We start from the raw sequence: 26634 nt of genomic DNA on the forward strand, positions 1-26634 counted from the left end.
GTGATGTACAGGCAAAGAGAGGTTGAGCGCTCGGTTTTTAGAGCATATGACATTCGCGGCATCGTTGGCAAACAATTGGATGAGGATGCTTTTTATACCATTGGTTTGGCGATTGGCTGTCGTTTACATGAATTAAAGCGCAATAAAATTTTTGTGGCGCGTGATGGGCGACTAACGAGTGAGCGTCTCGCAAAAGCGATCCAACAAGGATTAATGGAAAGTGGTATTACCGTTTTGGATTTAGATGCTGTGGCGACCCCCGTGCTTTATTATGCTACCCATACGCAAGACGTTGACAGTGGTTTGATTGTGACAGGCAGTCATAATCCTGCGGATTATAATGGCATTAAGATCGTGTTGGCTGGAAAAACACTGGTACAAAATGATATCGATAGCCTGTATGAAATGGTACTCGCTAAAAGGCGCCAGCCAGGACAGGGAGAATATTTGACCTTTGATATCATGGACAACTATTGTCAGCGTATTTTGACTGATGTCAAATTGCAGCGCCCATTGAAGGTTGTCATTGATTGCGGGAATGGTATTGGTGGTTTTTTCATCCCTAAAGTGATTGCTGCCTTGGGCTGTGAAGTTTTTCCTCTCTATTGCGATGTTGACGGTCGTTTCCCTAATCATCATCCCGATCCAAGCATTGAGAAAAATTTACAAGATTTAAAGCAAGCCGTTCTTTCTAATCAAGCCGATATAGGCATTGCTTTTGACGGTGACGCTGACAGACTTGGGGTTGTGACTGACAAGGGAGAGGTTATTTGGCCTGATCGTTTACTTATGCTTTATGCACGCCATGTCTTGGACCGGAACAAAGGGGCAACCATTGTTTACGATGTGAAGTGTTCCAGTCATTTGGGTGCTGTTATTAAAGCAACTGGCGGTATTGCCAAGATGTGTCCTACTGGGCATTCCATTGTGAAGGCTGTTATGAAAGAAGAGCAAGCCGCTTTGGCGGGAGAAATGAGTGGTCACCTGTTCTTTAAGGATCGTTGGTATGGTTTTGATGATGCTCTCTACAGTGCCTGCCGGTTGTTGGAAATTCTAAGTTTTAGCTCAATCCCAGTAAGTGAGCAATTTACAGCGGTCCCCAATAGCATCAATACACCAGAAATTAAGATCCCCATCGCTGAAGAAAAAAAATTTTCTTTCATGCGGCGTTTTTGTGCTGAAGCGGAATTTCCTCAAGCTGAGCTCATTACCATTGATGGTTTACGCGTGGAGTTTGCTGACGGTTGGGGATTATTGCGTGCTTCCAATACCACACCATGCCTTGTAGCACGATTTGAAGCGAAGGACGAAAGAAGTCTTGAGCAAATTCAGACTCTATTTAGAGTACAACTACAACGATTGGATGGGGGGTTAGTGCTCTCTTTTTAAAGTAGGTTGGGCCAAGGCCCATAGCCGTCAGGCTAAGAGTTTAAAAGCACTCTCCTTCGCAGAAGTCAAAGGTCAAAAGAGGTTTCTTTTTTGAATCTTTGATAGCAAAGAGGGAGAGATTTTCATAGAAATCATTCAAGAAATGCTTTAATCGATAAGGAGACATGAGGGCGATAATCAATCCAGTAGCCTTGGAACTTAGTTGGTGACAGGCTTTATAAAAAGAGAGTTGTTTGCCTTCTATGTTGCGCATGGGATTGCATAGCAAAAACAAAAGCATCATTGCAATAAACTTACCATAGGTTTCAATAATCACTCGAGCAAACTTTTTAGTTTTGATAGAGTCAATATGCATTAAGGATTTACTTAATTTAAAGAGGAGTTCTACCTGCCATCGTAAAGCATACGTTTGATGAATTGCTTTATTATTGATTTGAGTTTCAGAGGTATTGGTAATATAAATAGACCAACTTTGTAAAGCCAACGATTCCTGGTTTGGTGTGGAACCACGGCGACGATGATCTTTTATAAGTCTTCTCCGCCTTTGCTCGGCAATGACTGGTGGTAATCGTTGAGCGACCAAGCGGACAGGAATTTTATGCGTTGCTCCCATAAGGACCTGCTGAGAAAAGAATGGTGCAGCATTCTCCAAGGTAACGAGTAAATCAAAAGGTTTCTTATCTTGTGTTAGAAGTTTAGTTCCGGTGAGCAAGCGGCTTATGAAGAAAGCGTTTTCTTCCATAATTTTCTTAAACGTGTTCAGTTTAAAATAACCTAAATCCATTAAATAAAGAGCTCCTTTTTCAATAGTATTAAAATAATTATCAAAGCCCTGATCGTTATCACAGCCCGAAGTTAGAGTAAGCTCTTTTATTTGTCCACCAAGATAATCAAACATCATTTGGATTTTCATAGCGGAACTGGATGCGGCTCCGCCACTGCCTTTAAAAAGCTCATTCAGCGCCTGATGTAAGGATATAGTACTGCTATCAATGATGTTAAGGCTACTAAATTGCTCCAATCCTTGGAGTTGAGGTAACTTTTTCATTTGAAAGTGCTTTAAACAGAATAATGAAAAGGCTTTAAGAAATCCGGCTGTTCGTTCGTTAAATCGCTCATGTAATGATTGTTTTTTGATATAAACTTTTTGCGTTTTTACCAATCCACAGAAAAGTTCCAAATTAAAATGTTCTGAAAAACAGAGCGTTATCAATGATTTTATAAAAACACTAGGTGTCAATTTTGAACGGCGTTTCTGAAAACCTGTTTCCTTTCCTATCCGATCCGCTTCATAAGTAAAAAATTTAAAGATTTCTTGAGGAATATTTGATAGGGTATCCAGCAGCATAGAGTCCCTTTTGGTTGTTTTCCTGGCGGGAAAAAATTTAAAAGGGTACTCTAGCTTTTTTTATTATTATTTCAATAAGTTAAACAAACAATTTCTTTCTTAGCCTGACGGCTATGGGCCTCGGCCCAACCTACTTTTCGAGGCCGCTACTTTTGTAAAACAAACAATATTTCAGCAAGAGGAGCTTGATTTTGGTGCCTTGCTATCACTTTCTCTTCATGAATTATCTTGAGTGAGTGCTTATCAGCCAACGCTTTGATATAGGCAGGTTGGTGAGAAAAACGAGCGGTCGCTTGTAGCTGCCAAGGTTTATCTTCACTGATCTCAACAGAAAAAATAAAATAGCCTTGGTGACTCAGACGCTCGGTTATCGCCGCCAATACACTGTCTAATTCACCAAAATAAGGAAGTACATCGGCGGCTAGAATAAGATCGTAGTTTTGCTTTTCTTGTTTGAGAAAATTGACAAGTTCAGACTCTATCAATCGATCATAGATTTCTTTCTGCTTAGCTTGCGCAAGCATTTTAGCTGAGATATCTACACCAGTTAACGTTGTGGCAATTTCTCTTAAAATGACCCCACATAATCCTGTCCCACAACCTAAATCCAAAGCGTTTTCAACGTGAGTAATAGTTAAATGATGCAGTGTGCGCCCTATGAGTTGCGGCAAAGCATACACCAATTGCTCTTTCATGTGTTGGTCATAATAGAGGGCATAATTATTGAATAAATTGGCGGCATACTCAGGGCAGGTCTTAGGGTTCAATTCATCATGACTTAGGGCATGCAGCATATGCTGGCTGACTTTATCAGCAGGATTGGTGGCTACTGCTCGTTCAAGCAATTTACGAGCGCGTTCCTTATCTTCCAGACGAATATAGATTGCAGCTAGATTATTTAAGGAGGCAAAGTGCTCAGGAATCTGAAGTAAAATATCTTCAAAGTGGGTAATGGCTTCACTCAAATGACCTAAAGCCATCTGAGCTACGCCCGAATTATAAAGGTATTCGATATTCTTCGGCTCTTTTTTTAATAAAACGTCATAATGCATTAATGCATTCTCAAAACGATCATGATGCATAAATGTTGCAGCCAGGTTATTGCGTGCATCAGTGTGATCATTATCAATGGCTAAAGCCCTGGTAAAATAATCCACTGCAATTTGACCTTGATTGCGTTTTAATGCGATGACACCTAAATTAGTGAGTGCTTCAACATGGTTGTTATCCATACGCAGCACATTTTGGAAAGCTTGTTCCGCCTCATCAAGCCGATTAGCCTCTAAATTCAATACTCCAAGATAAAAATTCGCTTCCAGATGATCATGAGATAAAGCAAGGACATTTTTAAACTGAACTTTGGCTGCAGCTAATTCATTATTGTGTAGTAACAATAAGCCTAGATTAAAATGAGCTGTAGCAAAATCGGGTTCTGCATGCACAGCAAGGCGGTAATGATGCAAGGCTTTAAGGTACTCATTTTGAGAGGCGTAAACGGTAGCTAAATTGTGATGAGCTTGCGCGTAATTTGGCGCAAGTTCTAAGGCTTTTTCATAATATTCGATGGCTTCTTGCAATTGATGATTTTTTTTATAAGCATTGGCTAAGTTATTGTATAAACTGGCATCTTTAGGGTCCAAGTCTAAAGCCTGATGTAAAAAATGAATAGCCGTTTCAATGTCACCGAGCTGAGCATGAGCTAAACCTAGGAAATGCAATGCTTGACTATGTTTAGGCTTTGCAGCTAACAATTTCTCATACAGCTTGATAGCCTCTGGCAATTGATTTTGCCGCTGCAGCAGATAAGCTTCCGCAAATAGAGCCTCCTCGTCTTGTTTAGTTGATTTTTTACCATTCATAGCGATGGGATTTCCATTGATAGCTTTTACTTGGTTTAGTGAAAAAAGTTAATCGCTACATTCTTCGGCTGATTGTATTTTTTAATGTTAGCAGGTAATTGCGCCATTGTGCACTGTAATGGAAAACCGGCCAAACATTAAGTGATTTGATAGGTTTTTGCCACTATAATATTCTCTAAATAACCTGGAGTAAGGATAACTCAGGAGTAATTAAAGTCAGGCTGACTAAACTGAGATAATTAAATCCTTCGAGAGGTGTATGATGAGAGCCAAAGATGAACTCTTTTTTTATCGTGATAAAAAATTCCAAGAAAACAGTGAAAGTCTATGGGGTATCGATCTATTCGTCGAAAATACCCAGACGCCAGAAACCTTTTCAACATTTTGGGATAATATTCGTGGAAATCAGGAAAAAACTAGCTATGCTAATGCTCAGTGTAAAGCATTGAAAATGATCGCCATTAAGAATATGGTAGTCGAGTTTAAGCCCAACGAGGGATTATACATTAGGGATAAGAACGATAAAGATGTTTATGCTGTCCTTGACTTTCGAAATAGTGGTAATGGTGAACTTAGAGGTCAAGTCTTAGCTGATGCACTTAATAAGTACATCAGTTCTAAAGAGAACGAAACTGCTTACGATGCATTAAATAACTTGCTACACAGTCATCATAACCCCACTTTTTTCAGTCAGCACGCAAAACGATTTTTGGAATTGACAGAAAGGGCTCAGGCCATTGCTTTTAAGGCTATCGATACCGTACTTGCTTGGGTTGATAAACTCAAACCTGCACAACGATATAGTCAAGAGGAGGAGCAGAATAAAGAAGAAGTCCGTAAACGATTTTTTCCAAAATTTCTAAAAGAGCTTGATAATGAAAATATCATTAATTTACAGGATAAATTGTCTAGCAATGATTTTACAGAGCAACAGTATTCTCGCGAAAGAGATGAGGCTATTCAAAGATTATTAATTTATCGAGAAACCCTATTCGATGAAACAGATACTTTAGGTATTAACCTGAAAGATAAGCGTAAAGCCAGTAAATGTCATTTTAGTGAGCAATTGATTCAGGCTCTGGTTGAAACTAAACCTGAACCTGAACAAAGCTTCAAGGACTATATTGAAAGTTGTATCCAAAAAGCTGAGGAAAATTTAACATCTGAGGAAGTAAGTGATTGGCCAAAGGGTGTGTTCTCACACCGTTTGTATGATATTGTTAATAAAATGAAGGAAACAGAACCTGAAACACCTGAAGCAGATGAACAGCAAACACTTCTATAAAAGAGTCATCTCAAAAAGTTGAATGCTCAGTTGTTTCAAAGCCTGTGCACGATGGCTGATTGTATTTTTAATGTTAGCAGGTAATTGTGCCATCGTGCACTGTAATGAATCCAGGAAGAAAACAGGATCATAACCAAAACCGTGATCTCCAGCTGGAATGGTGGCAATCCTACCGTCGAGTTTGCCTGTGGCAATGATCGGTGTTGGGTCATTTGCATGAGTGACTAAGGCTATAGCACAGTAAAAATATGCCTGGCGCTGCTGGTCTTTCACGCCGGTAAGGTTCTTCAACAGTAAAGAAATATTTTCGGTGTCTGTGGCCTTAGGTCCGGCGTAACGCGCGGAGTAAATCCCTGGTTCACCATGCAAAGCATCAACAACTAAACCAGAATCATCAGCCAAAGCGGGTTTATTGCCTACCTGACTTGCATGTCTGGCTTTGATAATGGCATTTTCAATAAAGCTTAAGCCGGTTTCCTTGGGGGAAGCTATCCCTAAGGTCGCCTGAGGGATGCATTGGAAAGACTTAAGTATCGCTTCGAGTTCAGCAATTTTTCCTTTATTTGCAGTGGCTAAAATGATTTCTTTCATGACTCACCAGAAAAGTGTTTAGATAAGTGTACAAAAACGTGGCCAGCAGCTGTTTAAATCCTCAGCGGATTTTTTAAAACGAAAAGAGCTTGCTTCCAAATCTTGAGTCGTAGCTACCAGATGTTCAAGCTTCTCGCCGCGAAGTTTCGTTTTTTCAAGATTCTCTAACATGATTTGCAGTGTTTCTGCCAAATCCCGCTTGATGGTTGCAATTTTGGGATCCTCAGTATATTTATCCGGATTTTCGGCGATCTCACTCATTTCCACATTTGCTTTCAATAAGTGAAAACTTAAATAGAGCATTTCCTTATCAGATAGCTCCTTATCAACGATGATTGCACAAACATCATTGCCGATTTTTTTAATATGTACAAAATAGCCATCCTTTTGAATTCGGTGTGTTTCGTTGTCTTCTAGCTCATCGCAAAAAGAAATAATTTCTTTCTTACGAGTCTCCAATGCTCTTTGAGCGAAAAAACGCGTCACATCACTTCCAGGTATAACCCACTGAAAAGGGGTTTTTCCGAAACGGGTTCCTACTGCATAACACTTCATTATCATCTCCCTATAAAATCTCAAATCATATTACAGTAGAAAGGATGAGAGAAATATAAAGATATGCAAAAAAATTGATGCGCCTGAGAAGTCTTTGCGCGCTATTACGTTGAGCTAGAAAGTTTTTAATATTCACGACCGTTGTTACTTTTCTTGTATCCTTAAGTTCTTTACATTAGTATTAATCAATTGATCTGAACATAATCTTATTGCTTAATTTTAAGTTAATGATTGTTCAGTACAACACTGCCTTTAGTTTAGAAACCACATAAATTATTTTTTCTCCTGAGAAGATGGGTACCCTGATCGACAACTAGATTTAGGAGTTTTCCAATGCCAACTAAAGCACAACAACAGTTCAGAAACCGGGATGGCCAAGACAGTCGAAAATTTGCAGTTTGGTATCATGTTATCGATGCAGAAAGAATGGTATGGTCAATTTATCGATCCCTACCAGAAGAAAAAAAGAAAGAGTTCCTAGAACCCTATGTTTTCATTGATGGGTTAACAGCACCCTTTGACGATGTGATGGCTTGGTGTAAAGCATTACTACTTAAATCTGGCAAACGTTATTTCCCTTTTATTTTGAAACCAGAGAAGGGTGGTGCTCATTACATGGTTGGCATTTTACGCAGAGAACGGGATAGTCAAGTCAGTTTATTTTTATTTAATCCTGTAGGATATCCAGATAAAGAGGCGAAAGAGCAAGCACAAAAGCGGTTGCAATTGCCAAGTCCCATTTGGGTTGGTGGCATGCGCTTGATTTTGTCTCCTCACCAGATACAGAGCGAAAATAAGGACGGTGGCACATTGGTGTCTTGTGGGCCTTTAGGCATTGAATTTATCGGATATGCATTAAACAATCCCGACAAGCTTGCTGACTTGGACGAAGATTTCGCTTTACCTGGTACACTTCTCGCATACCGCGACTATTCTGACTCAGAATACCACGATCATTTAGATGCCTTGCGTCTGAAACATGATAACCTTCTCGGGACGATTTCTGACGAGGATCTTCCTGTCATTGAAAAATTTTATGCTGCAACAAATAGCTATATAATCGACAAAGCTTTGGAATTTCAACGAAAGGCTAAGCTTGCTCTCATTGCTGAGTCCGATGATTTTAATGATATTAGTGAGACATTTTCCGATCAGGATGAAGAGAACCCTTCCGATGAACAAAGTGAGAAGAGCTTTTCCGGTGAGCAAACCGATGAAGACATTGATGAGCAAATTAATCATGAGGATGATAAGCCTCTGTTAGGAAAGAAAAATGCACTGGAAATTATTACGAAATCAGAAGACGTTCGACAGGAATCTACAAAGCTTTTAAATGACTTCACTAGTCCTGATGCAGACGATACAACAATTCTCCAAGCTAATCCCCCAAAGGGCATTGCAGCCGTTCAAAAAGAAATTCAACGGTTAAGGAATAAAACGGGCTTTTTCAGTGCTAGTGCTCACCGTAAAGCAGATGATATTGAGGACGCTTTAAAGAAAGCGAAATTGGCAAGTACAGATGTTCGACTGAATGAAGATGTTCGCGCAGCATTGAGGGATCCCCGTATTTTCAGTTTTTGTGGATTATGGACAGCCAAAGCGTTGGCCAATATCGACCGTTCTATAAGGGAAGAATATGAGATGATGAAACAGGGTTTTTAAGTCAATGAAATACATAAGCAGGATCCTTCTTCATGCATGAGACATCCGTAAAACCAGTTCTGAAAACCGAACGGTTGCTCATTAGAACACCACAATTGGGCGATGAAATTCCTATTAATCAAGCCGTTAATCGCTCTTTAAAGGAGTTACAACGCTGGATGCCATGGGCAAGTGATCCAAGTTTGAAAACAACAACAGCGTTCGTAAAAAGTTCGATGAGACAATGGAACTCCAAACAGCCAACATTATTCCCCATGGTTGTTATACACAAACAAGATAAATTGATTATTGGTGCTAGCGGCTACAATGAAAAAAGTGATCCTCAGGTACCATTTTATGAAATCGGATACTGGCTTGACACCCAATACACGGGGTTTGGTTTAGGAACAGAATTAACCGTCGCCTTAACAAGATACGCTTTTGAAGTACTAAGCGCCATTCGCGTGCAAATTTGCGTGCAAGCAGATAACTTTAAAAGCATTCGTGTCGCTGAGAAATGTGGTTTTGCACTTGAGGCAAGGCTGCATCATCACCGCTTGGATTGTAAAACGGGGAAGCCAGCAGATGATTTAATTTATGCTTGTTTTGATACGAGTAAACTACCGTTAACTCAAGTGACATGGTGATATGCTGTTGCCAAGGATCACTGCTATAATGACCCACCTCTAGACAAAACTGCGTTATTAGAACAGGAGAAATATAACATGAGTCAACCTAAGCGCATTTTTATCATTGGTCATTCGGGTGCTGGTAAAGCGGTTCTCGCTGAGGCACTGGCTAAAAAACTGAGTTGGAAATATGTTAATGCCGATTTTGCGTTAGAGCCATCTATTGGTCGTACGATGACTGAAATTTTAGGGAATCACGGACGAGAAGAGTTCCACCGTTGTTTATCCGCCATTTTGTCATATCAGATCACTCAAAAAAATATTGTTGTGGCAACGGATGATAGCATCGTCTGTGATGAGAGAAATCGGAAATTACTATCATCAGAATTTACCATCCACTTAAAAGTAAGTATTCCTGTGCAAATGGGGCGAATTTCGTATAATCGTCCACTTTTACCGCTAGACAACTATAAAGGGTTTTTGGAACAACTTCGCCATGAGCGTGATGCCTTATATGAGCAAGTGGCTAGTTTTTCGCTTAGTTCTGATAGCGGTACTATCGAAGAACATGTGTTAAGCGTCGTCAAAGCTCTTGGAGAGGCCACTCCTACTTAAGCTTGAAGGACAGTTTCAATCCTCTCTTTTTTATTTTTCCCATGGGAGGTTAAAGGAAGTGTTGCTTTACCAAGACTAGAATATAATTTTTTCTGCTCAATGGCTGAAAATGATTCCATATGTTTCTTAAGCGTTGAAATATCACCCCTTTGAATTGGACCCGTTAGAGATTGCGCAGGAGATAAGGTTTTTTCAAGATTAGAAATTGTTCCTCGCATGATATTCGTAATGATATGCATGGCTAGTTCGTTCTCGACACCGGCATCTTTGAGACATATAAGAGCTTGTTCTGCAAGCGTGACCAGATAATTCGAAGCGAACACACCTGCGGCATGGTATAGTGATTTTTTTGTTTTATCAATTGCATAAGTAATTGAGCCTATAGAATTAAAAAGTGGAGTGATAGTAGATATTGCCATTTTATCTCCTTCTACAGCGCAATATGTACCATTATATTGTTCTACACATAATTCCGGATTGGCAAAGCTCTTCATTGGATGGATGCTTGCTACATAACATCCTTTATCTTTTATCGTACTTAGGGCATCTGAAGTGAGAGAACCACTGCAATGCAAAACGACACTATTTTTCTTAATAAACGCATTCTTACTTAGTTCCTCGCATACGTGAGATATCATGTCATCAGGTGTTGTTATGAGAGTAATATCTGCTGGTGGTAATTTATTAATTGAGGTGCAATAGTTACCACTGCCAATAAATTGTATTGCTGCTTTAGAGCTTTCAAGAGATTGATTACAAATGGCTCCGATTTTAATTCCCCTGCTTTTAGCAAGTAAATACCCTATGGTTTTCCCAAGATGACCAGCGCCTATGATATTGACTAGTAAAGACATCACCATTCCATTAAAACGATTAAATTGACTAAAAAGTAAGACACGCTTAAATCAAATTTTGTATTGTAACAGTTAAGTGTAGTATAGGCATTAGTCCCAACAAAGCGGCTCTTGCTCAGAGTGCTTCGCTGTATCAGTGCTATATTGCTGGAGCAAAAAATGATGAACATAAAAATTTGTTTATTTAATTCTATTTCTATGAGTAATGAGGTTTTTGCGGATAAAACATATCGAGGTAATTGGGACGCAATCACGTTCACTTCAAAACAAGAGAAAAACACTTTTTTTATTATTTTAAAACCGAAGGTCGATTTTACAATGACCATACTATCGACGAATTATTAATGCGTCACGCAGTGGGGGTATATGTTCAATAAGAAATTTAGTTTATGGTTGGGTTATGATTTTGTCCAATCGATTCATAGACCAAAAAGAATTCATCGAGCGATTTGGGAGCAAGGCGAACTTAAAATGATTGATTCTAAATCACTAAGCATCATGTGCGCAACCGGCTTGATGAACGATTTAGTACAATTGGACGAGGAACTGCAGTAAGAGATCGTGCTCGAGCCGTGATAACGTTTAATAACATGATTAAGAAAGGCATTTCTCCTCTGGTTTTTGATGAAATATTTTTTAATCTGAATCATCCAGAATGGGTTTCTAAAAAACGATTAGTCAAAATAGGATTCTTGCAGGAATAAAGATACAACTGAATAAAACAACAGATGTCATCATCGGTTATTTGAATCGAAGCGACTATAACACCTTAGAAACCATTAGGGATCATCTTGCAAGGGTTGAATTTCAAGTGAAATTTAAATAAGGTTTCAGGCATAGATGGAGTCAAGCCTCGTTGCTATCATATTTTTCTCATAGTTTAAGATGTATAATCGTGAGTTTTATATAAATTAATTCTCAATGTATTTAATTGAACCAATAATCATCGGCTTGGTTTTGAGTGCTGATTCATTTTCTGCTGCGATAGCAATGGGGTTTAGACCTCATAAAATCAGTGACTCCTTAAAATTTGCCTTTTCATCTGGCGGTGCAGAAGCCTTAACAACGTTTATAGGGGCGATGGCTGGAGAAAAAATTCTTTCTCGCTATAGTTCAATTGATCATTGGGTTGCCTTTTTATTGTTATTAGCAGTAGCTTTACATATGGCCTACGAAGGGATTTTAGCGTTAAAGAATAAAACGGGTCATATTGAGGCTGTTAAATTTCATGGTCTTGTAAAAATTTTAATTGTTTCTTTGGCAACAAGTTTGGATGCGCTTGCTGTCGGCGTCAGTATAGGCGTATCAGAAAAGCCTTTATTTCCGTATATTCTTTCTATCGGTGGCTGGGCATTTATTTCAACGATAGTAGGTATGGCCATCGCAAGAAGAGCACCTAAAAAGTTGTCTCCAATTTTTAATTTAATTGGCGCATTTATTATATTCATCCTTGCCATTGAGATGCTTGGGTTATAATTTTTTGTAAATTGAAATGAAGTAAAGCTATTCATTGAACTCAGGCCATTTTGGCCAGGACTCAAGAACGGCCTTCAAAACCTGAGCATGGTTGTATTGTTTATCTTTTGCGGCATAAAATAACACAATTTCCGAGTTTTTCGCTTTCTTCAAAATGTCTGTAATTAACTCAGGTTTGTCTTTGAGTTCATCAAGATATCGATTGGCAAACGCTAACCATTTATCTGGTTCGTGATTAAACCATTTTCTCAACGATGGGCTGGGTGTCATGTCTTTTACCCAGGCGTCAAATGGAAGAGCATCTTTCTTCAGCCCTCGTGGCCATAATCTGTCGACTAAAAGCCATAAGCCTTCCTTGGGAGGCGGCGTTTCATAAACTCTACAAAGTTTTATGTTCTTTTTACTCATAAAGATATTATACTAACATTTTCGGGGTATTTATAAGCAAGCGTAGTGAAATATAGCAAGTAGCAACTGTCTTAAATAGTTTTCTTATATTTAAGGCAGAGCTATTTATTTGCCTACTTAAGTTCCCTCGCTCCAATATTGATTTTTTTTAATCAATGCATTCATAGTAATTAATAACTTACGCATGCAAGCGATGAGAGCAGTCATTTTAGATTTACCGGCATTACATAAGCGCTGATAGAAAGTTCTAATTTGCAAATTGTATTTTATTGCCACTAGGGTAGGCATATAGAGTGCTTTTCTTACGGCTGCCCTGCCTCCCCTGATTTGGCGAGGATTCATAACACATACGTCAGCCTTAGTCTCACTCAGTGCATACGTAAGTGGTTTCTCATAACCCCCAGTGGATTCGAGTACGACTAGCACATTAGAAAACAATGCAATTTTTTTTATTAGCTTTTGAATATCGGTTTCGGTGTTTTTAAATTGCATATATTTTCTTGTTGGCAGTATAAATATATCGAGAACTGCTTTAGAAACGTCTATGCCTATATAGATTTTTTCTTCTTGAAACATAATAATAGAAGTTCTTTAAACTCAGCCTTGTAGGTACGGGATCCCGTGGGTCCCAAGCAACTGTTCGAGTGGTTAAGGGAGTGAAGCGACGTTCATGCTACGCTGCGGGTTTATTAGCCCAAGGTTGGGACGAACCGTCGCTTCTCTTTATTATTACTGTACGACAGTAATAAGACTCTATTAAATCATAGTTTTAAGACACAAGGTTGGGGTCATTTTGACCCAACAATCTGTGGTGAGTTTAGATTTTTGTTGGGTCTAAAAGACCTGAGTGATCGTCACCTTTTTTTATACAGTTCATAAATTGCTCCCTATCTTTCGAGAGCTTATTTCAAGGATAGGATATCCAAGGCTCTCGATATCCCTTAGAGGCTTTTATTGCCACTTGGTCGCGTTTTATCCTTCCGTATTTCTTTCGTCCTTTAAGTATATGTTTATAGCTATAACAGTGCGCTTTTATGGGGTTTGTTTTGGCCACAAGAAGCTCACCTAAATAAGCTGCTTTATTCTTTATATGACCAAACCATTGCTTAACTGGTAAATAATCTGCTCCATCATGTATGCTTGTAAGACCTCGAATACGTCCAACATAGTCCCAACCTAAAGAAGCCACAGCTTTAAACCAAGGGTTTTTAAATCCAGCATCAGTAACTATGACCGGCTTACATTTGGAAGGTATTACCTTCTTTAACTGCTCTAAAAATTTCTGATGAACATTCGGATTATTTTCATACTGTTTCTCATGGATTTCTTCATATAGAACAATACCACGACCGATAGAAGCAAGAGATGCTCTTAAAATGCAAAATTCTCCTTGCTCAAAGCTCTAGCTGGAGTTTGGAACAGAAGACCAATCGACAACAATAATGGGATGAGGGTAGGCTCTAAAAGCCAGTGAGAAAGCGAAGAATATATATCTCTATTGAGTTATTTTGGTAATAAGTATTTGCAAGACAACGATCCACGCGGCGTATACATGAACGCTCTTGGGTACCTAATTTGCCACTTAAATCTCTTCCTACGAGAGTAAGCTTTGTCTTTTTAGTGCAAATAATAGATTCAATTAAGGGTGAAAGAGAGCTAATGCGACTTAAATGAATTGAATGTTGAAGTAAAGTGTATAGAATACTGCTGACAGACATGATAATACCTCTAGTTGTATCGTCGAAAATTCAATTAGATCAGGGATGTTCATGTCTGTCATTCAGTTTTTTTAATAACTAAATGTTATTTAAATAAATTTTATCACAAAAAGTGACGATACCTCAGGTCATTTTGACCCAACAAGCTATGGTGAATTTAGATTTTTGTTGGGTCTAAAGACTCAACCTACCTTGATTCCTTGCTTTTAATGATTATCAAACAATAGCTAAAAGCCGACACAAATGTTTACACTAAATACCTCGTGACTTAAAATGTGCCAAATTGATTAATGCGCGTTTGAGGTTGTTTATGTTTGGCGATTTATTCAAAAGTTCAATAATGCTAAGTATTCAGTATTACTCAAGTCAAACTTATCAGGCTGCAGTAGGTTTTCTAGGACAAATGGAACGATTTGGATTTGGCTATACTAGAGAATTTTTTCATGATCCTAAATCGATGATCCAAACATTAACGTCTAATGCACGAAGCAGTGAGGCGGGTTATAGCGTTGTTAGCTTGGGATATTTGGGTGGAAACTATGCAGTTATCACGCCAAAGTCTCAATCTCAACTTGTTGAATTACTAAATCAATTTGACAAAGAAAAATCGGGTCGAAGAGGACATGCCTCTTTTAAATTTTTTTCTGGCAACGAATTTTTTATTATTTCAGATACGGGACATAATGCTATGTCATCGCGAAAAAATTTGTCTCGTTTTCTTACCCCATCCAGACTAGTTAATCCCACTATTACAGAAATAGAAAAAAGTGTAGATTCTGATACAGATATCCAAATCCGTCATGCCGTCTGTGGTATCGTTCGCGCTGTTATGGTGGAAAATATGCTGAGCATCAAGCAATTACCAGACAATACTTATAATGTGATGGAGTCTTATAGGAATGATGTAAAGCGCTGGGGCGCGTTCCCTTTCCCTGAATTGCTTAATTTTATGCCGAGTTTAAGACAAAAACGAGATGCTTATAGAACTTTTTCGAGAGGCATTTTGGAGCAAGAATTTGAAAAACTTGTTGAAGTACTTCATACAGACGAGCATCCGGGAAACACAAATTTAATTGCTGCCTCTGTAGTTGGTTTATTTAGAGACGAAAACCCAGACCTTTCAGATGGGGAACTGTCGTCTGCCATAAAATCGTTATCTACTGAAGAGATTAGAAGATATTTTGAAAATCCCATCGTTCAATCACTTCCGATGATACTAAAGGCTGCAGACAACTTAACTGATGCCATTGTACTATGTCTGCTACAAATTGCATCAGATCCCAGTAAACTTGAGATACTTCGCGATGAAATTGATAGATCGAATTTGGTGATAGAAGAAGGATTAGATGTTAGAGCTCTTAAATCGTTACCCATATTAGATGCTTTTTATAAGGAATCCGTACGGTTTGATGCACCCGTTGTGGTGCCCAGGTATACCCAAAGTGGATATTCATCTGATTCAATGACCATACCACCCAATACCATGGTTATATTTGATTTGCAGGCTTTATCCAGAGGCGAACAATACTGGACTAATCCTGAGGAGTTTGACCCTACACGCTTTTTGCAACCTGAGCAAAAGCACGTTGCTGAAGAGGAAGGTACAAGTGCTAAAAATAATCGTCATATTGTAGGCCAATTTCCGTTTGTGCCTTTTTCTGTAGGGCTGCGTAATTGCCCAGCATTTGCAGTGACAGAAGCTTTATTTAAAGTGGCTATTGCTAAATTTGTTTCAAATTACGACCTTCAATTTGTCAAAAAAGGCGATGACGATTCAACATTGCATGTTACGTCCAGAGATAAGTTTTTTGGAACTATGCTGACCTAACAAGTCATAAAGTAGCAAGCGTAATGAAATGGATCCATCTCATTATGCTTGCTAAAGACCCCCAACCTACCTTGCTTCCCAAGCGGTAAAAAGGAGGAGAATTAGCCTAATAGGCGGCCTATGGTCAATCCTTTCGCTTCACCGGTACCATTTTTTATATGGTCATCAATTAGATTTTCTTGATTTAAGAAACGAGATACTAATGGATGACGAGTTTGATCTCTTAAATTTTTATATAAATCACCCAAGAGTCCTTTATTGTTATAGGTTGCAATGGTTTCAACTAATTGTAATTTATCTTGATGAGTAGCGTATTTATTCAAAATACTTTCAAATGTTTGAATCACCGATAAATTAATATTGGTATTAAAGTCTAGTTGCTGTAATGCTTCTTGCTCATATTTGTTTAAAGTCTTAACATTTTTTATGGGGTGGTAGGCGGTAAAATCAATTGTCCAGATAGCTTGATCACAAGCAGTCTTGGCAAATATTATGGCATAACCCAATACTTTTTGGCTTATATCTCCAGAGGTTAATTTGTCCGTGGTGTTTAATAAATTGAAGGTATTATGTACCAGACCTATGAGTGTTTCTATAGGTATTTCACCATCCGATGCAAAAAGTTTTTCAAGGGCCTGTATTGTTTGATCAATATTAGCTTTAACAAGTGATGAATCTTGAGATTGTTGAGAGTGTTTTGAAAAATAATCATCCACCATTTTGTGTAAAATATCAGTATACCATTTCATAAAATAACCTATTTGTTTGCATTTGAGTCAAACATTGTACAATTTAATTATTATGAAAATATTAAGTTATTGAAACGGAAACAATTCCCATGAACCTGTGGATGGTCCAATGACTAACCAATTTCCCCTTTCAGATTGAAAATAAACATCATTCGTGCGATTGTCTTTATACATATTGGACTTCATCAAAACATTTTCTGCTACGAATCTTGCTCTACCAATACCAACAATCTGGCCAACTTCAAGGTCATCTGTCGCTTCGAGCACTACAGCCGCAATATTCCCAGTTTCAGTATCTATTAAAAGATTGGTGGAGTGTAGTTCGCTACCTTCTTCCCATGAAATTTTTTGCAAACTGCTTCTTTTATTGTTTAATAAAGCGCTGAACTTACTTTTTCCCAAAGCTAAATCAACAATAATTGGGTCTATTTGAGTTTCTTTTATTGCATCTATCTGCTCAGGTATTTCTAATAATTGTATAGCCTCGAGTATTCCACTTAAAATCATTAAACTTCCCGATACTCCTAAAGTCGAAAATCCTCTTGCAACCCCTTTGTAACTGAATCGGCTGTTACTGATTTTAATTTTAAAATCTTTAAGCAAGGCTTGTTTTACTCTTTCGACCTCTCCTGCCGATAGGTCAGCGCCCTCAGACAAAGCTAATATTTTTTCGCCGCCCCTGTCGAGTACTTCAAAGTAAGTTACTCCTTTTACCGGGGGTCTTTGTGTTACCTGTTTTAACGTTCCATTTTGCCATCTGTAAAATTTTCTATTTAATTCTTCAGATGAAGCGCCACCCAAAGAATCATGTCCTGATGGTATGGGTTTACCTTTTACTACATTTACGCCCTTATCCTTTGTAGTCCCTGCTTCTCCTGGAGAAACACCTGTTTCAGTGTTTGGTTTTTTTATATCTGCCATTTGACCTATTCCCCCGGATTATCATCAGGATGTGTAATAGTAATATCGAACTTAGCATGGTTATGCTCTATAGGATCGGTTAAATCAGGAGGGGTGGCGTTCAGGCGCGCTGCAATTCGTAAGGCTTCCTGCTCAATAACTTTTGTTTTAGCTTTCTTGTATTCGATTTCTGCTTCATCCAAAGCTGCTTTAGCATTTTGTTGTCTGATATCGGCATCCCTGCTGCGATCGATATAGTCCTCGCACAAATCGCACTCGCCCAATTGACCGGTAATAATGGTCGAAGACGTTGGTATCATAATAACGGCTGATTGTTCTTTTGATTCCTCTTTAATTTTCTTTAGATTTTTTTTCAAAATATTAACATCTATAAGTTCATCAACAAAATCCATATTTCGCAGAGGATATGCAACATATCCGCTTGCAAAGCCAAGTACTTCATTGATGACATAATCATAGAAGCCATTTTTAATTAATTCGTATGTTCTGTAATCGGCATCCTTGCTTGACCACAGTGCCTGTTTATAATGTTCAAAGTTGCATTTTATGTGGCAAATTAATCTTTCCAGTTCCACGTTAGCATCTGCAATGTCAGTAACAGAGACAAAATCGGCTATTGTTTTAACATAGGCAGCAGGGGAGGAGTCTGGCGAAGTGCTTGATAAATTTTCATTAACTGCACCGGTGGGTGATAATTTAGTGTTTTTAAAAAATGACTGAGCCGCTTCGACGTCAGTATGCAATCCGGCGTCGTCTCGGAGAGAGGCAAGTAATGTACCTCCACCGACTTGAAGTGCGGCACCTACGGCTGCTCCGATACCTGCTCCAATTACGGTTCCTATCCCAGGCTCAATCAATGTTCCAATGATAGCTCCTGCTATAGCTGCTGCTTCTGTGCTTAAAAAGAATTCAACAATACCCGCTAATAAATCTGCTGCATCATTCGGAACCCCAAATGACTGGAAGAATTTAGAAATCTCTCCTGAAACCGGGTCGAGAAATTGATAGTCATCCTCGTCAACCTTTGCAAAGAAATCGATCATTGCTCTTTCAGCGGGTTTATTGTCATCCTTAGACTTTTTTAACGCTTTTAAAGCGTTAAAGGCATCATTCTTGAGAGATAATGAAATCAGATATAAAACGTGTCTGGCTTGACTGGGATGATTCAGAAGTTCAATAATAAAATTGGTAACTTTGATAACCGTGTCATCGACTTTTGATAAATCCAAATCATTTGCAAAATCAACAAAGGGTTTTTGTGAGTCTAATATTTTATTAAAATCATCGATAATCTGTTTTCTATACTCTGCAAACTCACTTTCTAAATTTTGAGTCGTTGAAGTTGAAGCTGAATCAGATGTTCCAGTTTGCGCAAATTCACCTTCAATCAGTTTTTTAACTTTATTGAATGAAGCAATTTTTTTTGCTGCCTCAAATCCAGGAAGAAATAGTTTATCTAACAATGCACTTTTAAGAACATGTTCATGACATAAAATGAAATTATAATTAATGCGTTTTGGTGTTAATGGTTTTTTATCATAGATTACAGAATAAGGAAGTAAAATACAGGGGCGGATTGTCGATAATCGCGTGACAATTTGATAATTAGAAATGATTTCAAAATAATTATATTGTACTGTATGGCATCTATTTGTATTTGAAACGACACGGGTTTGTTTGTTTTCGATCCCAGAGTCTCTGGTTTCTTCTATTCTTATTTTTCTGTTTTGCTTAAAATCATTGGTAGTGCTAACGACACTTTCGGTTGTATTACTTATCGTATTTGAAATGTGTGGTTGGAGTTGAGACGAAATACCACCATCAGCACTTGCCTCCAGGCTGATAGGGGTATCAGGAATTTTGATACCTCCTCCCTCATGAGCGTTTAGATGCAGTTGATTATTGGATGTGAGCTCATCCAAAATTTGCTTTGTATCACGCTGGGTTAAAGTCGAACTCGATTTCAGTTCAAGTTCGGTGGATAATTCATTTTCATTTTTAATAATTGATTTATCCCAGTAGTGATATTCCAACGTTACGGTTTCTCCGGGAGCAAGTTCCAATGTTTTTATTAATTCCCCGCGTGAATATCCAAGGTGATGCCATTCCTGTTCATAGGTAACAAATAATCCGACTGAATATTTTGATGAATAGGTAAAATAAGGCTGGAACAATGTACTCGACGATATTGCTTTAGACAATTTATCAGTATCAAGTAAATCTTTTTCAGAAATTTGAATGACAGGATGGATGTTATTAATAAACAATTTATTTTGATTCTTCTCGATATCGTTTATAAATTGTTGGTAGATTTTGTGTACTTCATTTTCGTCAAAATTTATTTTTTGTTTCGGGGTTAAAATTTTATTTTTGGCTAGTAACTGTATTTTTTCTTTAACCCTATTTTTTGAAGACGGGTCAGGTAACAGACCAGAATTTATCTGTTTGATAATAGGAATCTTGTCATGAAGAGTTGCGGCAATTTTTTTTGATGCACTTTCCTTCTGTTTATCTGTCAAATTCTGAAAGGGATGATAAGGATTAAAATAGAGATTTTTCTTGCCGTATTTATCATGCTTTATTATTGGGGAAATCTGACTGTATCTAATAACAGACGGTTCCCTGTTGATATCCAGCTTTGAATCGCATTCCTTAAGTTGAGTAAAAGAAATGTTAAACTTTCCAGACTTATCTCCATTTTTTGTCATATGCTCTCCATATCTCAGGCTGGATATAGTTTTTATATTAAAATCCCATTTAATTATTGCACAAGTTTAAAAAAATGTTCGAGATACTCTATCGAATCATAAGTGCCATAAAAGCAGTAGGCTGGGCTTTAAAGCCCAGCCTACACTTGCTTTCTCACTGGAGTCTACCCAGACAAATTGGAACAATCCATGATTAATAATAAGGCGAACATTAAATTATATTTTAGTGTTTGATTATATTTTGGGGCGAATGTCTTCAAAAGGGGGCAGGGCCAATGGCGTTAAGTTAAGCTCATCTATCCTCAAACAACATACCGCGCTTTATGCGCGTTAAAAATGACTTAGGCTTTATAAGGATCATCAGAAGTAGAAAATGGGGTAAGATTAAATTTTTGTTCCTCTTGTACTTTGTCTTCCTTTCTTTCCTCAACTTCTTGAACGAGTTTATTTGAACTGGTTTCTTGTTTCTGCGATTCAATCGTTTTTAGTTCCGATTTTGGTCTAGGTGGCATTATCTGGAACATTTTTTGTGTACTATCAATTGATTCAGTGACCTCTTCCTCAAGTTTTGGCTGTTTATCTAGGGATTTCTTCCAACCCTCGATAGAAAGAACGCTCATTTGACCTTCCTTAACGCTTATTCGGAAAGATTGATTCTTTTCAGGTACAAAGTCGGTCTTTGAAATTCGCACAAGTTTGATTTCATGACCCAATTGCTTGTGGATTAAGCTTCCATCTCTGAGAAATATCTCTCTCTCCTCGTGGGGGTTCGTATACTTTCCCACAAACGTTTCCAACAATGGATCGGTAAATGCTTGTTTTTCTTGAGAGGTTGGATGTGCCTCATTAAACCATGCTAAACGCTGCTCTAAACGTTGTTTGGATTCTCCTTCAGGTGCTAACTCAAGGGCTTTTTTAAAAAAACCTCGAGCCTTTTCAAACCCATCGTTATCTGTTGCCTGTTCTTCGGCGATCTCACCCTCAAGCATTTCTTTCCATCCAGGCTCATCACTTTGACTATACTTCAGGTCTTTAAGTACTGCTTGCATGTTACCAATAGGGCCTATCAACAGTTGGTTTCCAATAGACATCCCATGTTCCGAATTTGTAAAAATGGCAACCCCTTTTTTATTGTTGACGTTGATCGCAACAAAAGATCGCATATTGGTGTTTTCACCATATTGATATGCGATTAACTCATCTGTATCTTTAGTTCTATATAGATGCCAACCTAAACCACATGTCTTGAATTCCTCAGCCTCCGCGATGGTTGGCTTAAATGCTTGTTGGATAAGCACCTGAAGACGGATGTGACCTCCGTTTGATGTTATAATTTCTTTAATTTGCTCCTCACTGAGATGTAATTTAGTCTCATCCTTATTTTTAATGTCGTTTATTTTTTTTTCAAATAAATTGAAATTAATAATTTTTATCTTTTCATATTCCCCGTCAGGCTTAATATAATACAGTTCCTGAGTATCGTTCTTTTTGATAAAAATATAGCTGTTTTTATATTGTGTAGAACTCTGAGGTAATTCGGACATCAAATGGAGGTCACACCCGATGAGCGGCTCCATATTCTCTAACCAGGCAGTCATGAATTTCGAAAAATCATCGGCCGTTGTAAGCAGTGATCCAGCAGCATTAAGATGAGGGGTATGACCTGCTTTTGATGTCATTGCCAAGATATCGCTTTTGAATGAAAGATTATTAAGTTTTGTTGTTAAGTTTGTTAAATCAATCTCAAGAGGAATGGGGGCTGGTCCATTCATTCCTTTTACATAGTACTCACGAGGATTTTCAGATAAATAAATTTTACCTCTTTCAGCTTGACTAAGATCCGACAATGATGACCTCAATTCGAGTTCATACCTAAGGTGAGGGATGCTCTCATTGATTGAGGTCGGTTTTCCCAGGTGAGTATGAACCGCTACAATATTGGGGTCGCCCTCTGGTTGAGGCAAAAATGTAGAATGGTCCATTTTTAGGGGAGTAAATACATACTGTTGAGCCAAATCTTCTAAATTTTTCCCCGTTGTAGCCTCAATGACTTTTTGTAAGTAAATAAACCCCTCACCTGAATAGGAATATTTCTCACCCGGTTTTGAAATAAACGCTAGTGTTGAACTTGGATCAGTTCCCACATTTGGCAAGCCTGTGGTATGGGACAATATATGCCTAATCGTTATTTGTTTAGCTTGTTCAGGATATTCACCCTTTGCCACAAATCTGTCATATTTAAGAACATGATCTAATGATTTACCCAATCCAGTTTGTTTTTTCTTAATGATGTCATGTAATGGTTCATCCAAATTAATTTGATTTTCCTTGACCCATTGTAACACCAAATAAGTAAATACAATTTTGCTCAACGAGGCTGCTGGAAATCGAGTATCAGCATCTACGGTAGTTTTTTCATCGGTGGATTTTTTTTTGCCAACAGTGAGTGAAGTGCTTGTAAATTCATGCTTGCTTTCTTCTTTGGGTTCAACATAAGCATAACCTACGGCTGGAACATGAGTAGACTCTGTTATTTTTTGTAATGCATCAATAGATAGTTTAGGCATAATGTATTGAAAATGATCAATAGATATATTTATTATAAAGCAAATCTCTATACAGGATAGTTTCAGCTAGTAAAAGGCTACGCTGGCTATAAGTATCTAAAAAAATAATCTTCTTTAAATAATTAAAACCTTAGCTCCAGGATTGCACCTGTTGTTGCTTTTTGATTTCCTCACGGGTGTTCATGGCTTAATTTCTTAACAAGCGTAGCCCGCCTCCAATACATTATTTGTAACTAGGATTTCAAAACTGTTCCGCTTTCTAAAGTAGGGCTATAATTGGACTCAAGAATACACTCCTCACTCAACGTCGCATCAAAAAATCTTGGCCCAGCTCGCCTAATTTTAGAGCTATCGTCTGATGTTGGTAATAGAGAATTATTTTGAAGTGCATCTGGAGTATGACTCGGACTCATGTTTGCTATCAATGACCTCTCCATCTGTGAAGGATATTGAGTCGATTTTTTTCTATGAAAAACGGTAGGCCAAGTAAAAGCTATCGATACAAATACTAAAATGACTGGAGACAATATTGCCATGGTAATGGTCAATGTAAGTTTTGCCCCTATTGTTTCTCCCAGTGTTTCACCAACATGAATTCCGCTTCGGATTCCACCGGCAACAGAATAAGCAAGAGAATCACCTATCAAAGCAAATAATTTGAGCATATTGATGGCTCCATGCTTTATCTTTTGTGCTTTTGTTTGGTTTTCTTCCAGTGGTTGATGTATTGATGCAAATTTTTCTTTTAAATCGACATAGGTTTTCGGGTTAAAGACTTTATATACTTGTGAAAAAGTATTAACAACCATGGTTGTCGAAGTACATATCATAGCAATAACATGTGCTAAAAGGGTATCAGGAGTCGCACCTAAAGCATTAAAAAGCTTATTAACCCCTGATACAGTAGTAAACCAAGTGAGCGTCGCATAAACAGCTAAAAAGAGAGTACTTACGACTCCTAATAAGACACATCGCAAAAGACCATAGGGCTTTTTATAATCTTCAATAAAAAGATTTTTAAATTTTGCATAATTTTCACGTATACCTACAGCTTGAAACGAATAAAAAGAGATAGCTGCAATCACAGATAACCCAATCGTAACTGCCAAAACTAGAGGGTTAGAGGCGAGCAGACCTGCCCCCAAAAAAGTGAGAAGTCCTACGAGACCAGCGTATCCAGAAATGCCCGCAGAAATACATGCCAACAATGTCACGATACCAAAAAATAATTTCTGACCTCTATCGAATACCGTTTTTTCTTTTATATTTTCTTCAAGGGTCGTAAACGTTTTTTGTTTTTTAGGATGAAAGCCAGCACTATCCAGCATGGCTTGCCCACGACTTAATAAACAAACTACTCCATTACAGAAGGAAAGGACTACCGCTAAGCCGAGGCTAACGCCAAAGGGAACTCCTAAAGTACTTAATAATCCCAGGCAAAATACCATACAAAGCGCCATGGAAGTAACGACTTTGCCAGTGACTAATGGCACCCCTTTTATCAGCCTATTTCTATTTTGCATGGGGGTTCTTGCAAATTCTTGGCCATTGCTAGAGTAGGTAGCAATTTGTAAGATCTCTTGCTTAGATAATCTTTTTCCACCCGAAAGTATCTCTCCCCACTTAAAGGTAAGGAAACTCCAAAAATAGTGGGAGAACGGGCGTTTTAAAAGATCTGTTATTCGAAGATCCCCATTTAGAATGGCCTGTTGGACTTTTTGCGATTCGTCTGCAGTAAATTGATATTGGTTGAAAGAAGCAATAATCCAATCTTTTTGAGTACGAAATTTTCTTTTTAAAACCATTATGACTTCAGGACGTTTATGAATAGCAAAATCGATGTGATCTTGTTCTAATAAACTAACTATTTCTTTCATTCCGACAAATCCCTTTTTAATGCAAATCACGTAGCTTATTTATAATTTCACAAGAATTCCATTTAAATTTTTTAATTAGTTATCAATAGGTATGATACCGTTATCATTTTCATTAGAAATGATTTGACATACTTTGCACGTTACATTCTAATCTTGCTTTTTAACATGATGATGGACAATCATGGCATTTTTGAATTTTCTAAAACCTGCTCCTTATCTTGATGAAATTCAGGATAAAACCATCGTTAAACGGCACTATCGTTATTGGCGTATTCGCACCTTTTATGCAATGTATATAGGGTATGTTTTGTTTTATTTTACGCGAAAAAGTTTTACCTTCGCGATGCCTGCGTTACAAAGCGCCATGGGGATGACTAAAACTGAACTGGGAATGATTGCTAGCATTTTGAGCTTAAGTTATGGCATCAGCAAATTTTTGAGTGGAATTCTTGGCGATAAGTCAAACCCTCGTTATTTAATGGCGATTGGGCTAATTTTGACAGGTATTTTTAATATTTTGTTTGGGTTGTCTTCCACCTGGTGGCTATTTGCTATTTTTTGGGGATTGAATGGTTGGTTTCAAGGGTGGGGATGGCCAGGATGTACTAAATTATTAACACATTGGTATTCTCAATCCGAACGTGGTCGTTGGTGGAGTATTTGGAATACATCACATAACGTGGGTGGTGCATTAATTCCATTGATTGTTGCTATGTGCGCGCAGTATTTCGGCTGGCGTTCAGCCATGTTTGTGCCTGGGATCATCTGCATTTTAGGAGGTATTTTTTTAATCAATCGTTTAAGAGATACTCCGCAGTCGCTTGGTTTACCTGCGATAGAGCAATATCAGGGAGATTTTTCTGGTTTATCAAATCACCACCAAGAAAAAGCAGAACTCTCAGTCAAAGAAATTCTTTGGAATTATGTGTTAAGCAACCCCTATATTTGGATACTGTCCATTTCTTATTTGTTTATTTACATTGTCCGAACGGCCATTAATGACTGGAGCATGTTGTACTTAACGGAAGTGAAGGATTATTCCTTAATCACAGCAGGTAGTTGTGTCATATGGTTTGAGGTTGGTGGTTTTTTTGGAAGTTTGGTTGCCGGCTGGTCTTCTGATAAAATATTTCAAGGTAAACGCAATCCAATCAATGTTCTTTTTACAGCAGGTGTATTTGCCACTTTGTTGCTATTTACGTTGACGAGGGAATATACACCATTCCTCGATTCTTTGTTTCTTTTTTTCTTTGGGTTTTTTATCTTTGGACCACAAATGATGATTGGTATGGCGTGTGCGGAATTAGCACATAAAAAAGCAGCGGCAACTGCAACTGGCTTTGCCGGATTTTTTGCTTATTGTTTAGGTGCTGTTCTAGCTGGTGCTCCTTTGGGGGCAATTATCAAAAATTACGGCTGGGATAATTTCTTCCTCACATTGTTTATTTGCTGCTTGATTCCATTATTTATGATGCTGCCACTCTGGCATGTGAAAGTCCATCCAAGGTCTCGTAAATCAGAATTTTCAGGCAAATCTGAGTTTGCTTAGTGTAGATGATCCAGCAAGCGTAGGCTGGGCTGTAAAGCCCAGCATGCTACTCGCCAAATTTCAATGA

The 26634-nt window shown here is 38.1% G+C and carries 22 protein-coding genes; 9 read left to right on the forward strand and 13 right to left on the reverse strand.

Going from position 1 to position 26634, the window contains the following annotated elements; genetic code table 11:
* The first annotated feature begins 3 nt into the window (after window positions 1–3).
* Complete coding sequence (locus tag CKV79_RS01945) at window positions 4–1389, forward strand: phosphomannomutase/phosphoglucomutase (protein ID WP_231950172.1); 1386 nt, start codon at window positions 4–6, stop codon at window positions 1387–1389.
* A 40-nt stretch (window positions 1390–1429) separates the two neighbouring features.
* Here the strand turns inward: CKV79_RS01945 and CKV79_RS01950 are convergent, their stop codons facing one another.
* Together CKV79_RS01950 and CKV79_RS01955 are read right to left on the reverse strand one after the other, a co-directional pair.
* Window positions 1430–2737: an IS4 family transposase gene (locus CKV79_RS01950; RefSeq protein WP_095141691.1), complete on the reverse strand. Its 1308-nt coding sequence runs from the start codon at window positions 2735–2737 to the stop codon at window positions 1430–1432.
* A 146-nt stretch (window positions 2738–2883) separates the two neighbouring features.
* Complete coding sequence (locus CKV79_RS01955) at window positions 2884–4596, reverse strand: tetratricopeptide repeat protein (protein ID WP_035916247.1); 1713 nt, start codon at window positions 4594–4596, stop codon at window positions 2884–2886.
* Window positions 4597–4855: 259 nt separating this feature from the next.
* On the opposite strand from CKV79_RS01955, the gene CKV79_RS01960 reads away from it, so the two are divergent.
* Window positions 4856–5881: a hypothetical protein gene (locus tag CKV79_RS01960; protein ID WP_131796041.1), complete on the forward strand. Its 1026-nt coding sequence runs from the start codon at window positions 4856–4858 to the stop codon at window positions 5879–5881.
* On the opposite strand, the gene rdgB is transcribed toward CKV79_RS01960, so the two are convergent.
* A complete protein-coding gene (gene rdgB, locus CKV79_RS01965; protein ID WP_028374213.1) occupies window positions 5876–6472 on the reverse strand; it encodes an RdgB/HAM1 family non-canonical purine NTP pyrophosphatase in 597 nt (198 codons plus the stop codon). The genes CKV79_RS01960 and rdgB overlap by 6 nt on opposite strands.
* Before the next feature lie 18 nt (window positions 6473–6490).
* A complete protein-coding gene (locus tag CKV79_RS01970) occupies window positions 6491–7027 on the reverse strand; it encodes a synaptobrevin family protein (protein WP_028374212.1) in 537 nt (178 codons plus the stop codon).
* 333 nt (window positions 7028–7360) lie between these two features.
* On the opposite strand from CKV79_RS01970, the gene CKV79_RS01975 reads away from it, so the two are divergent.
* The 3 genes from CKV79_RS01975 (at window position 7361) to CKV79_RS01985 (ending at window position 9912) form a co-directional block, all read left to right on the forward strand.
* Entirely contained in the window at window positions 7361–8689 is a 1329-nt protein-coding gene (locus CKV79_RS01975; protein ID WP_028374211.1) for a hypothetical protein, read from the forward strand.
* Between the two features lie 32 nt (window positions 8690–8721).
* Window positions 8722–9315, forward strand: coding sequence for a GNAT family N-acetyltransferase (locus CKV79_RS01980; protein ID WP_051546277.1), 594 nt, complete (start codon window positions 8722–8724; stop codon window positions 9313–9315).
* A 78-nt stretch (window positions 9316–9393) separates the two neighbouring features.
* Complete coding sequence (locus CKV79_RS01985; RefSeq protein WP_051546274.1) at window positions 9394–9912, forward strand: shikimate kinase; 519 nt, start codon at window positions 9394–9396, stop codon at window positions 9910–9912.
* On the opposite strand, the gene CKV79_RS01990 is transcribed toward CKV79_RS01985, so the two are convergent.
* On the reverse strand, window positions 9909–10766 hold the full coding sequence (locus CKV79_RS01990; RefSeq protein ID WP_035916243.1) for a Rossmann-like and DUF2520 domain-containing protein: 858 nt from the start codon (window positions 10764–10766) through the stop codon (window positions 9909–9911). The genes CKV79_RS01985 and CKV79_RS01990 overlap by 4 nt on opposite strands.
* 500 nt (window positions 10767–11266) lie before the next feature.
* On the opposite strand from CKV79_RS01990, the gene CKV79_RS13710 reads away from it, so the two are divergent.
* Window positions 11267–11470, forward strand: a complete 204-nt coding sequence (locus tag CKV79_RS13710; protein ID WP_157737122.1) for a DUF2490 domain-containing protein — start codon at window positions 11267–11269, stop codon at window positions 11468–11470.
* A 217-nt stretch (window positions 11471–11687) separates the two neighbouring features.
* On the forward strand, window positions 11688–12242 hold the full coding sequence (locus CKV79_RS02005) for a manganese efflux pump MntP (RefSeq protein ID WP_028374207.1): 555 nt from the start codon (window positions 11688–11690) through the stop codon (window positions 12240–12242).
* A gap of 27 nt (window positions 12243–12269) precedes the next feature.
* Here the strand turns inward: CKV79_RS02005 and CKV79_RS02010 are convergent, their stop codons facing one another.
* The 3 genes from CKV79_RS02010 to CKV79_RS13715 form a co-directional block, all read right to left on the reverse strand.
* Window positions 12270–12650, reverse strand: coding sequence for a DUF488 domain-containing protein (locus tag CKV79_RS02010; protein ID WP_028374206.1), 381 nt, complete (start codon window positions 12648–12650; stop codon window positions 12270–12272).
* Between the two features lie 117 nt (window positions 12651–12767).
* Complete coding sequence (locus tag CKV79_RS02015) at window positions 12768–13226, reverse strand: IS110 family transposase (protein ID WP_058387158.1); 459 nt, start codon at window positions 13224–13226, stop codon at window positions 12768–12770.
* Window positions 13227–13557: 331 nt separating this feature from the next.
* Window positions 13558–14028: a transposase gene (locus tag CKV79_RS13715; RefSeq protein ID WP_131796039.1), complete on the reverse strand. Its 471-nt coding sequence runs from the start codon at window positions 14026–14028 to the stop codon at window positions 13558–13560.
* A 650-nt stretch (window positions 14029–14678) separates the two neighbouring features.
* On the opposite strand from CKV79_RS13715, the gene CKV79_RS02030 reads away from it, so the two are divergent.
* The gene (locus CKV79_RS02030) at window positions 14679–16196 is read left to right on the forward strand and encodes a cytochrome P450 (protein WP_028372101.1); all 1518 of its coding nucleotides are present in this window, start codon (window positions 14679–14681) and stop codon (window positions 16194–16196) included.
* 101 nt (window positions 16197–16297) lie between these two features.
* Here CKV79_RS02030 and CKV79_RS02035 read toward each other — a convergent pair whose 3' ends face one another.
* From CKV79_RS02035 to CKV79_RS02055, 5 genes are all read right to left on the reverse strand, one after another.
* Complete coding sequence (locus CKV79_RS02035) at window positions 16298–16945, reverse strand: hypothetical protein (RefSeq protein ID WP_028372102.1); 648 nt, start codon at window positions 16943–16945, stop codon at window positions 16298–16300.
* A 66-nt stretch (window positions 16946–17011) separates the two neighbouring features.
* A complete protein-coding gene (locus CKV79_RS02040; protein ID WP_028372103.1) occupies window positions 17012–17866 on the reverse strand; it encodes a hypothetical protein in 855 nt (284 codons plus the stop codon).
* A 5-nt stretch (window positions 17867–17871) separates the two neighbouring features.
* Window positions 17872–20574 (reverse strand): hypothetical protein, encoded by a 2703-nt coding sequence (locus CKV79_RS02045; RefSeq protein WP_028372104.1) that lies wholly within the window; start codon window positions 20572–20574, stop codon window positions 17872–17874.
* A gap of 341 nt (window positions 20575–20915) precedes the next feature.
* The gene (locus CKV79_RS13970; protein WP_028372105.1) at window positions 20916–23141 is read right to left on the reverse strand and encodes a serine hydrolase domain-containing protein; all 2226 of its coding nucleotides are present in this window, start codon (window positions 23139–23141) and stop codon (window positions 20916–20918) included.
* A 233-nt stretch (window positions 23142–23374) separates the two neighbouring features.
* Window positions 23375–25018: a hypothetical protein gene (locus CKV79_RS02055; RefSeq protein ID WP_028372106.1), complete on the reverse strand. Its 1644-nt coding sequence runs from the start codon at window positions 25016–25018 to the stop codon at window positions 23375–23377.
* A gap of 181 nt (window positions 25019–25199) precedes the next feature.
* On the opposite strand from CKV79_RS02055, the gene pgtP reads away from it, so the two are divergent.
* Window positions 25200–26567: a phosphoglycerate transporter protein PgtP gene (pgtP, locus tag CKV79_RS02060; protein WP_028372107.1), complete on the forward strand. Its 1368-nt coding sequence runs from the start codon at window positions 25200–25202 to the stop codon at window positions 26565–26567.
* Window positions 26568–26634: the final 67 nt, after the last annotated feature.

Source organism: Legionella lansingensis, assembly GCF_900187355.1.
Lineage (GTDB): Bacteria > Pseudomonadota > Gammaproteobacteria > Legionellales > Legionellaceae > Tatlockia > Tatlockia lansingensis.

Excerpts from the sequence above, each read along its gene's own strand:
- CKV79_RS02055 (WP_028372106.1), bottom strand. The coding sequence starts at position 25,018 with ATGAAAGAAATAGTTAGTTTATTAGAACAAGATCACATCGATTTTGCT.
- pgtP (WP_028372107.1), top strand. The coding sequence starts at position 25,200 with ATGGCATTTTTGAATTTTCTAAAACCTGCTCCTTATCTTGATGAAATT.
- rdgB (WP_028374213.1), bottom strand. The coding sequence starts at position 6,472 with ATGAAAGAAATCATTTTAGCCACTGCAAATAAAGGAAAAATTGCTGAA.
- CKV79_RS02035 (WP_028372102.1), bottom strand. The coding sequence starts at position 16,945 with ATGAAATGGTATACTGATATTTTACACAAAATGGTGGATGATTATTTT.
- CKV79_RS01950 (WP_095141691.1), bottom strand. The coding sequence starts at position 2,737 with ATGCTGCTGGATACCCTATCAAATATTCCTCAAGAAATCTTTAAATTT.
- CKV79_RS01970 (WP_028374212.1), bottom strand. The coding sequence starts at position 7,027 with ATGAAGTGTTATGCAGTAGGAACCCGTTTCGGAAAAACCCCTTTTCAG.
- CKV79_RS02030 (WP_028372101.1), top strand. The coding sequence starts at position 14,679 with ATGTTTGGCGATTTATTCAAAAGTTCAATAATGCTAAGTATTCAGTAT.
- CKV79_RS02045 (WP_028372104.1), bottom strand. The coding sequence starts at position 20,574 with ATGACAAAAAATGGAGATAAGTCTGGAAAGTTTAACATTTCTTTTACT.
- CKV79_RS01975 (WP_028374211.1), top strand. The coding sequence starts at position 7,361 with ATGCCAACTAAAGCACAACAACAGTTCAGAAACCGGGATGGCCAAGAC.
- CKV79_RS01985 (WP_051546274.1), top strand. The coding sequence starts at position 9,394 with ATGAGTCAACCTAAGCGCATTTTTATCATTGGTCATTCGGGTGCTGGT.
- CKV79_RS02040 (WP_028372103.1), bottom strand. The coding sequence starts at position 17,866 with ATGGCAGATATAAAAAAACCAAACACTGAAACAGGTGTTTCTCCAGGA.
- CKV79_RS01955 (WP_035916247.1), bottom strand. The coding sequence starts at position 4,596 with ATGAATGGTAAAAAATCAACTAAACAAGACGAGGAGGCTCTATTTGCG.
- CKV79_RS01960 (WP_131796041.1), top strand. The coding sequence starts at position 4,856 with ATGATGAGAGCCAAAGATGAACTCTTTTTTTATCGTGATAAAAAATTC.
- CKV79_RS01990 (WP_035916243.1), bottom strand. The coding sequence starts at position 10,766 with ATGTCTTTACTAGTCAATATCATAGGCGCTGGTCATCTTGGGAAAACC.
- CKV79_RS13970 (WP_028372105.1), bottom strand. The coding sequence starts at position 23,141 with ATGCCTAAACTATCTATTGATGCATTACAAAAAATAACAGAGTCTACT.
- CKV79_RS01980 (WP_051546277.1), top strand. The coding sequence starts at position 8,722 with ATGCATGAGACATCCGTAAAACCAGTTCTGAAAACCGAACGGTTGCTC.
- CKV79_RS01945 (WP_231950172.1), top strand. The coding sequence starts at position 4 with ATGTACAGGCAAAGAGAGGTTGAGCGCTCGGTTTTTAGAGCATATGAC.
- CKV79_RS02015 (WP_058387158.1), bottom strand. The coding sequence starts at position 13,226 with ATGTTTCAAGAAGAAAAAATCTATATAGGCATAGACGTTTCTAAAGCA.
- CKV79_RS02010 (WP_028374206.1), bottom strand. The coding sequence starts at position 12,650 with ATGAGTAAAAAGAACATAAAACTTTGTAGAGTTTATGAAACGCCGCCT.
- CKV79_RS02005 (WP_028374207.1), top strand. The coding sequence starts at position 11,688 with ATGTATTTAATTGAACCAATAATCATCGGCTTGGTTTTGAGTGCTGAT.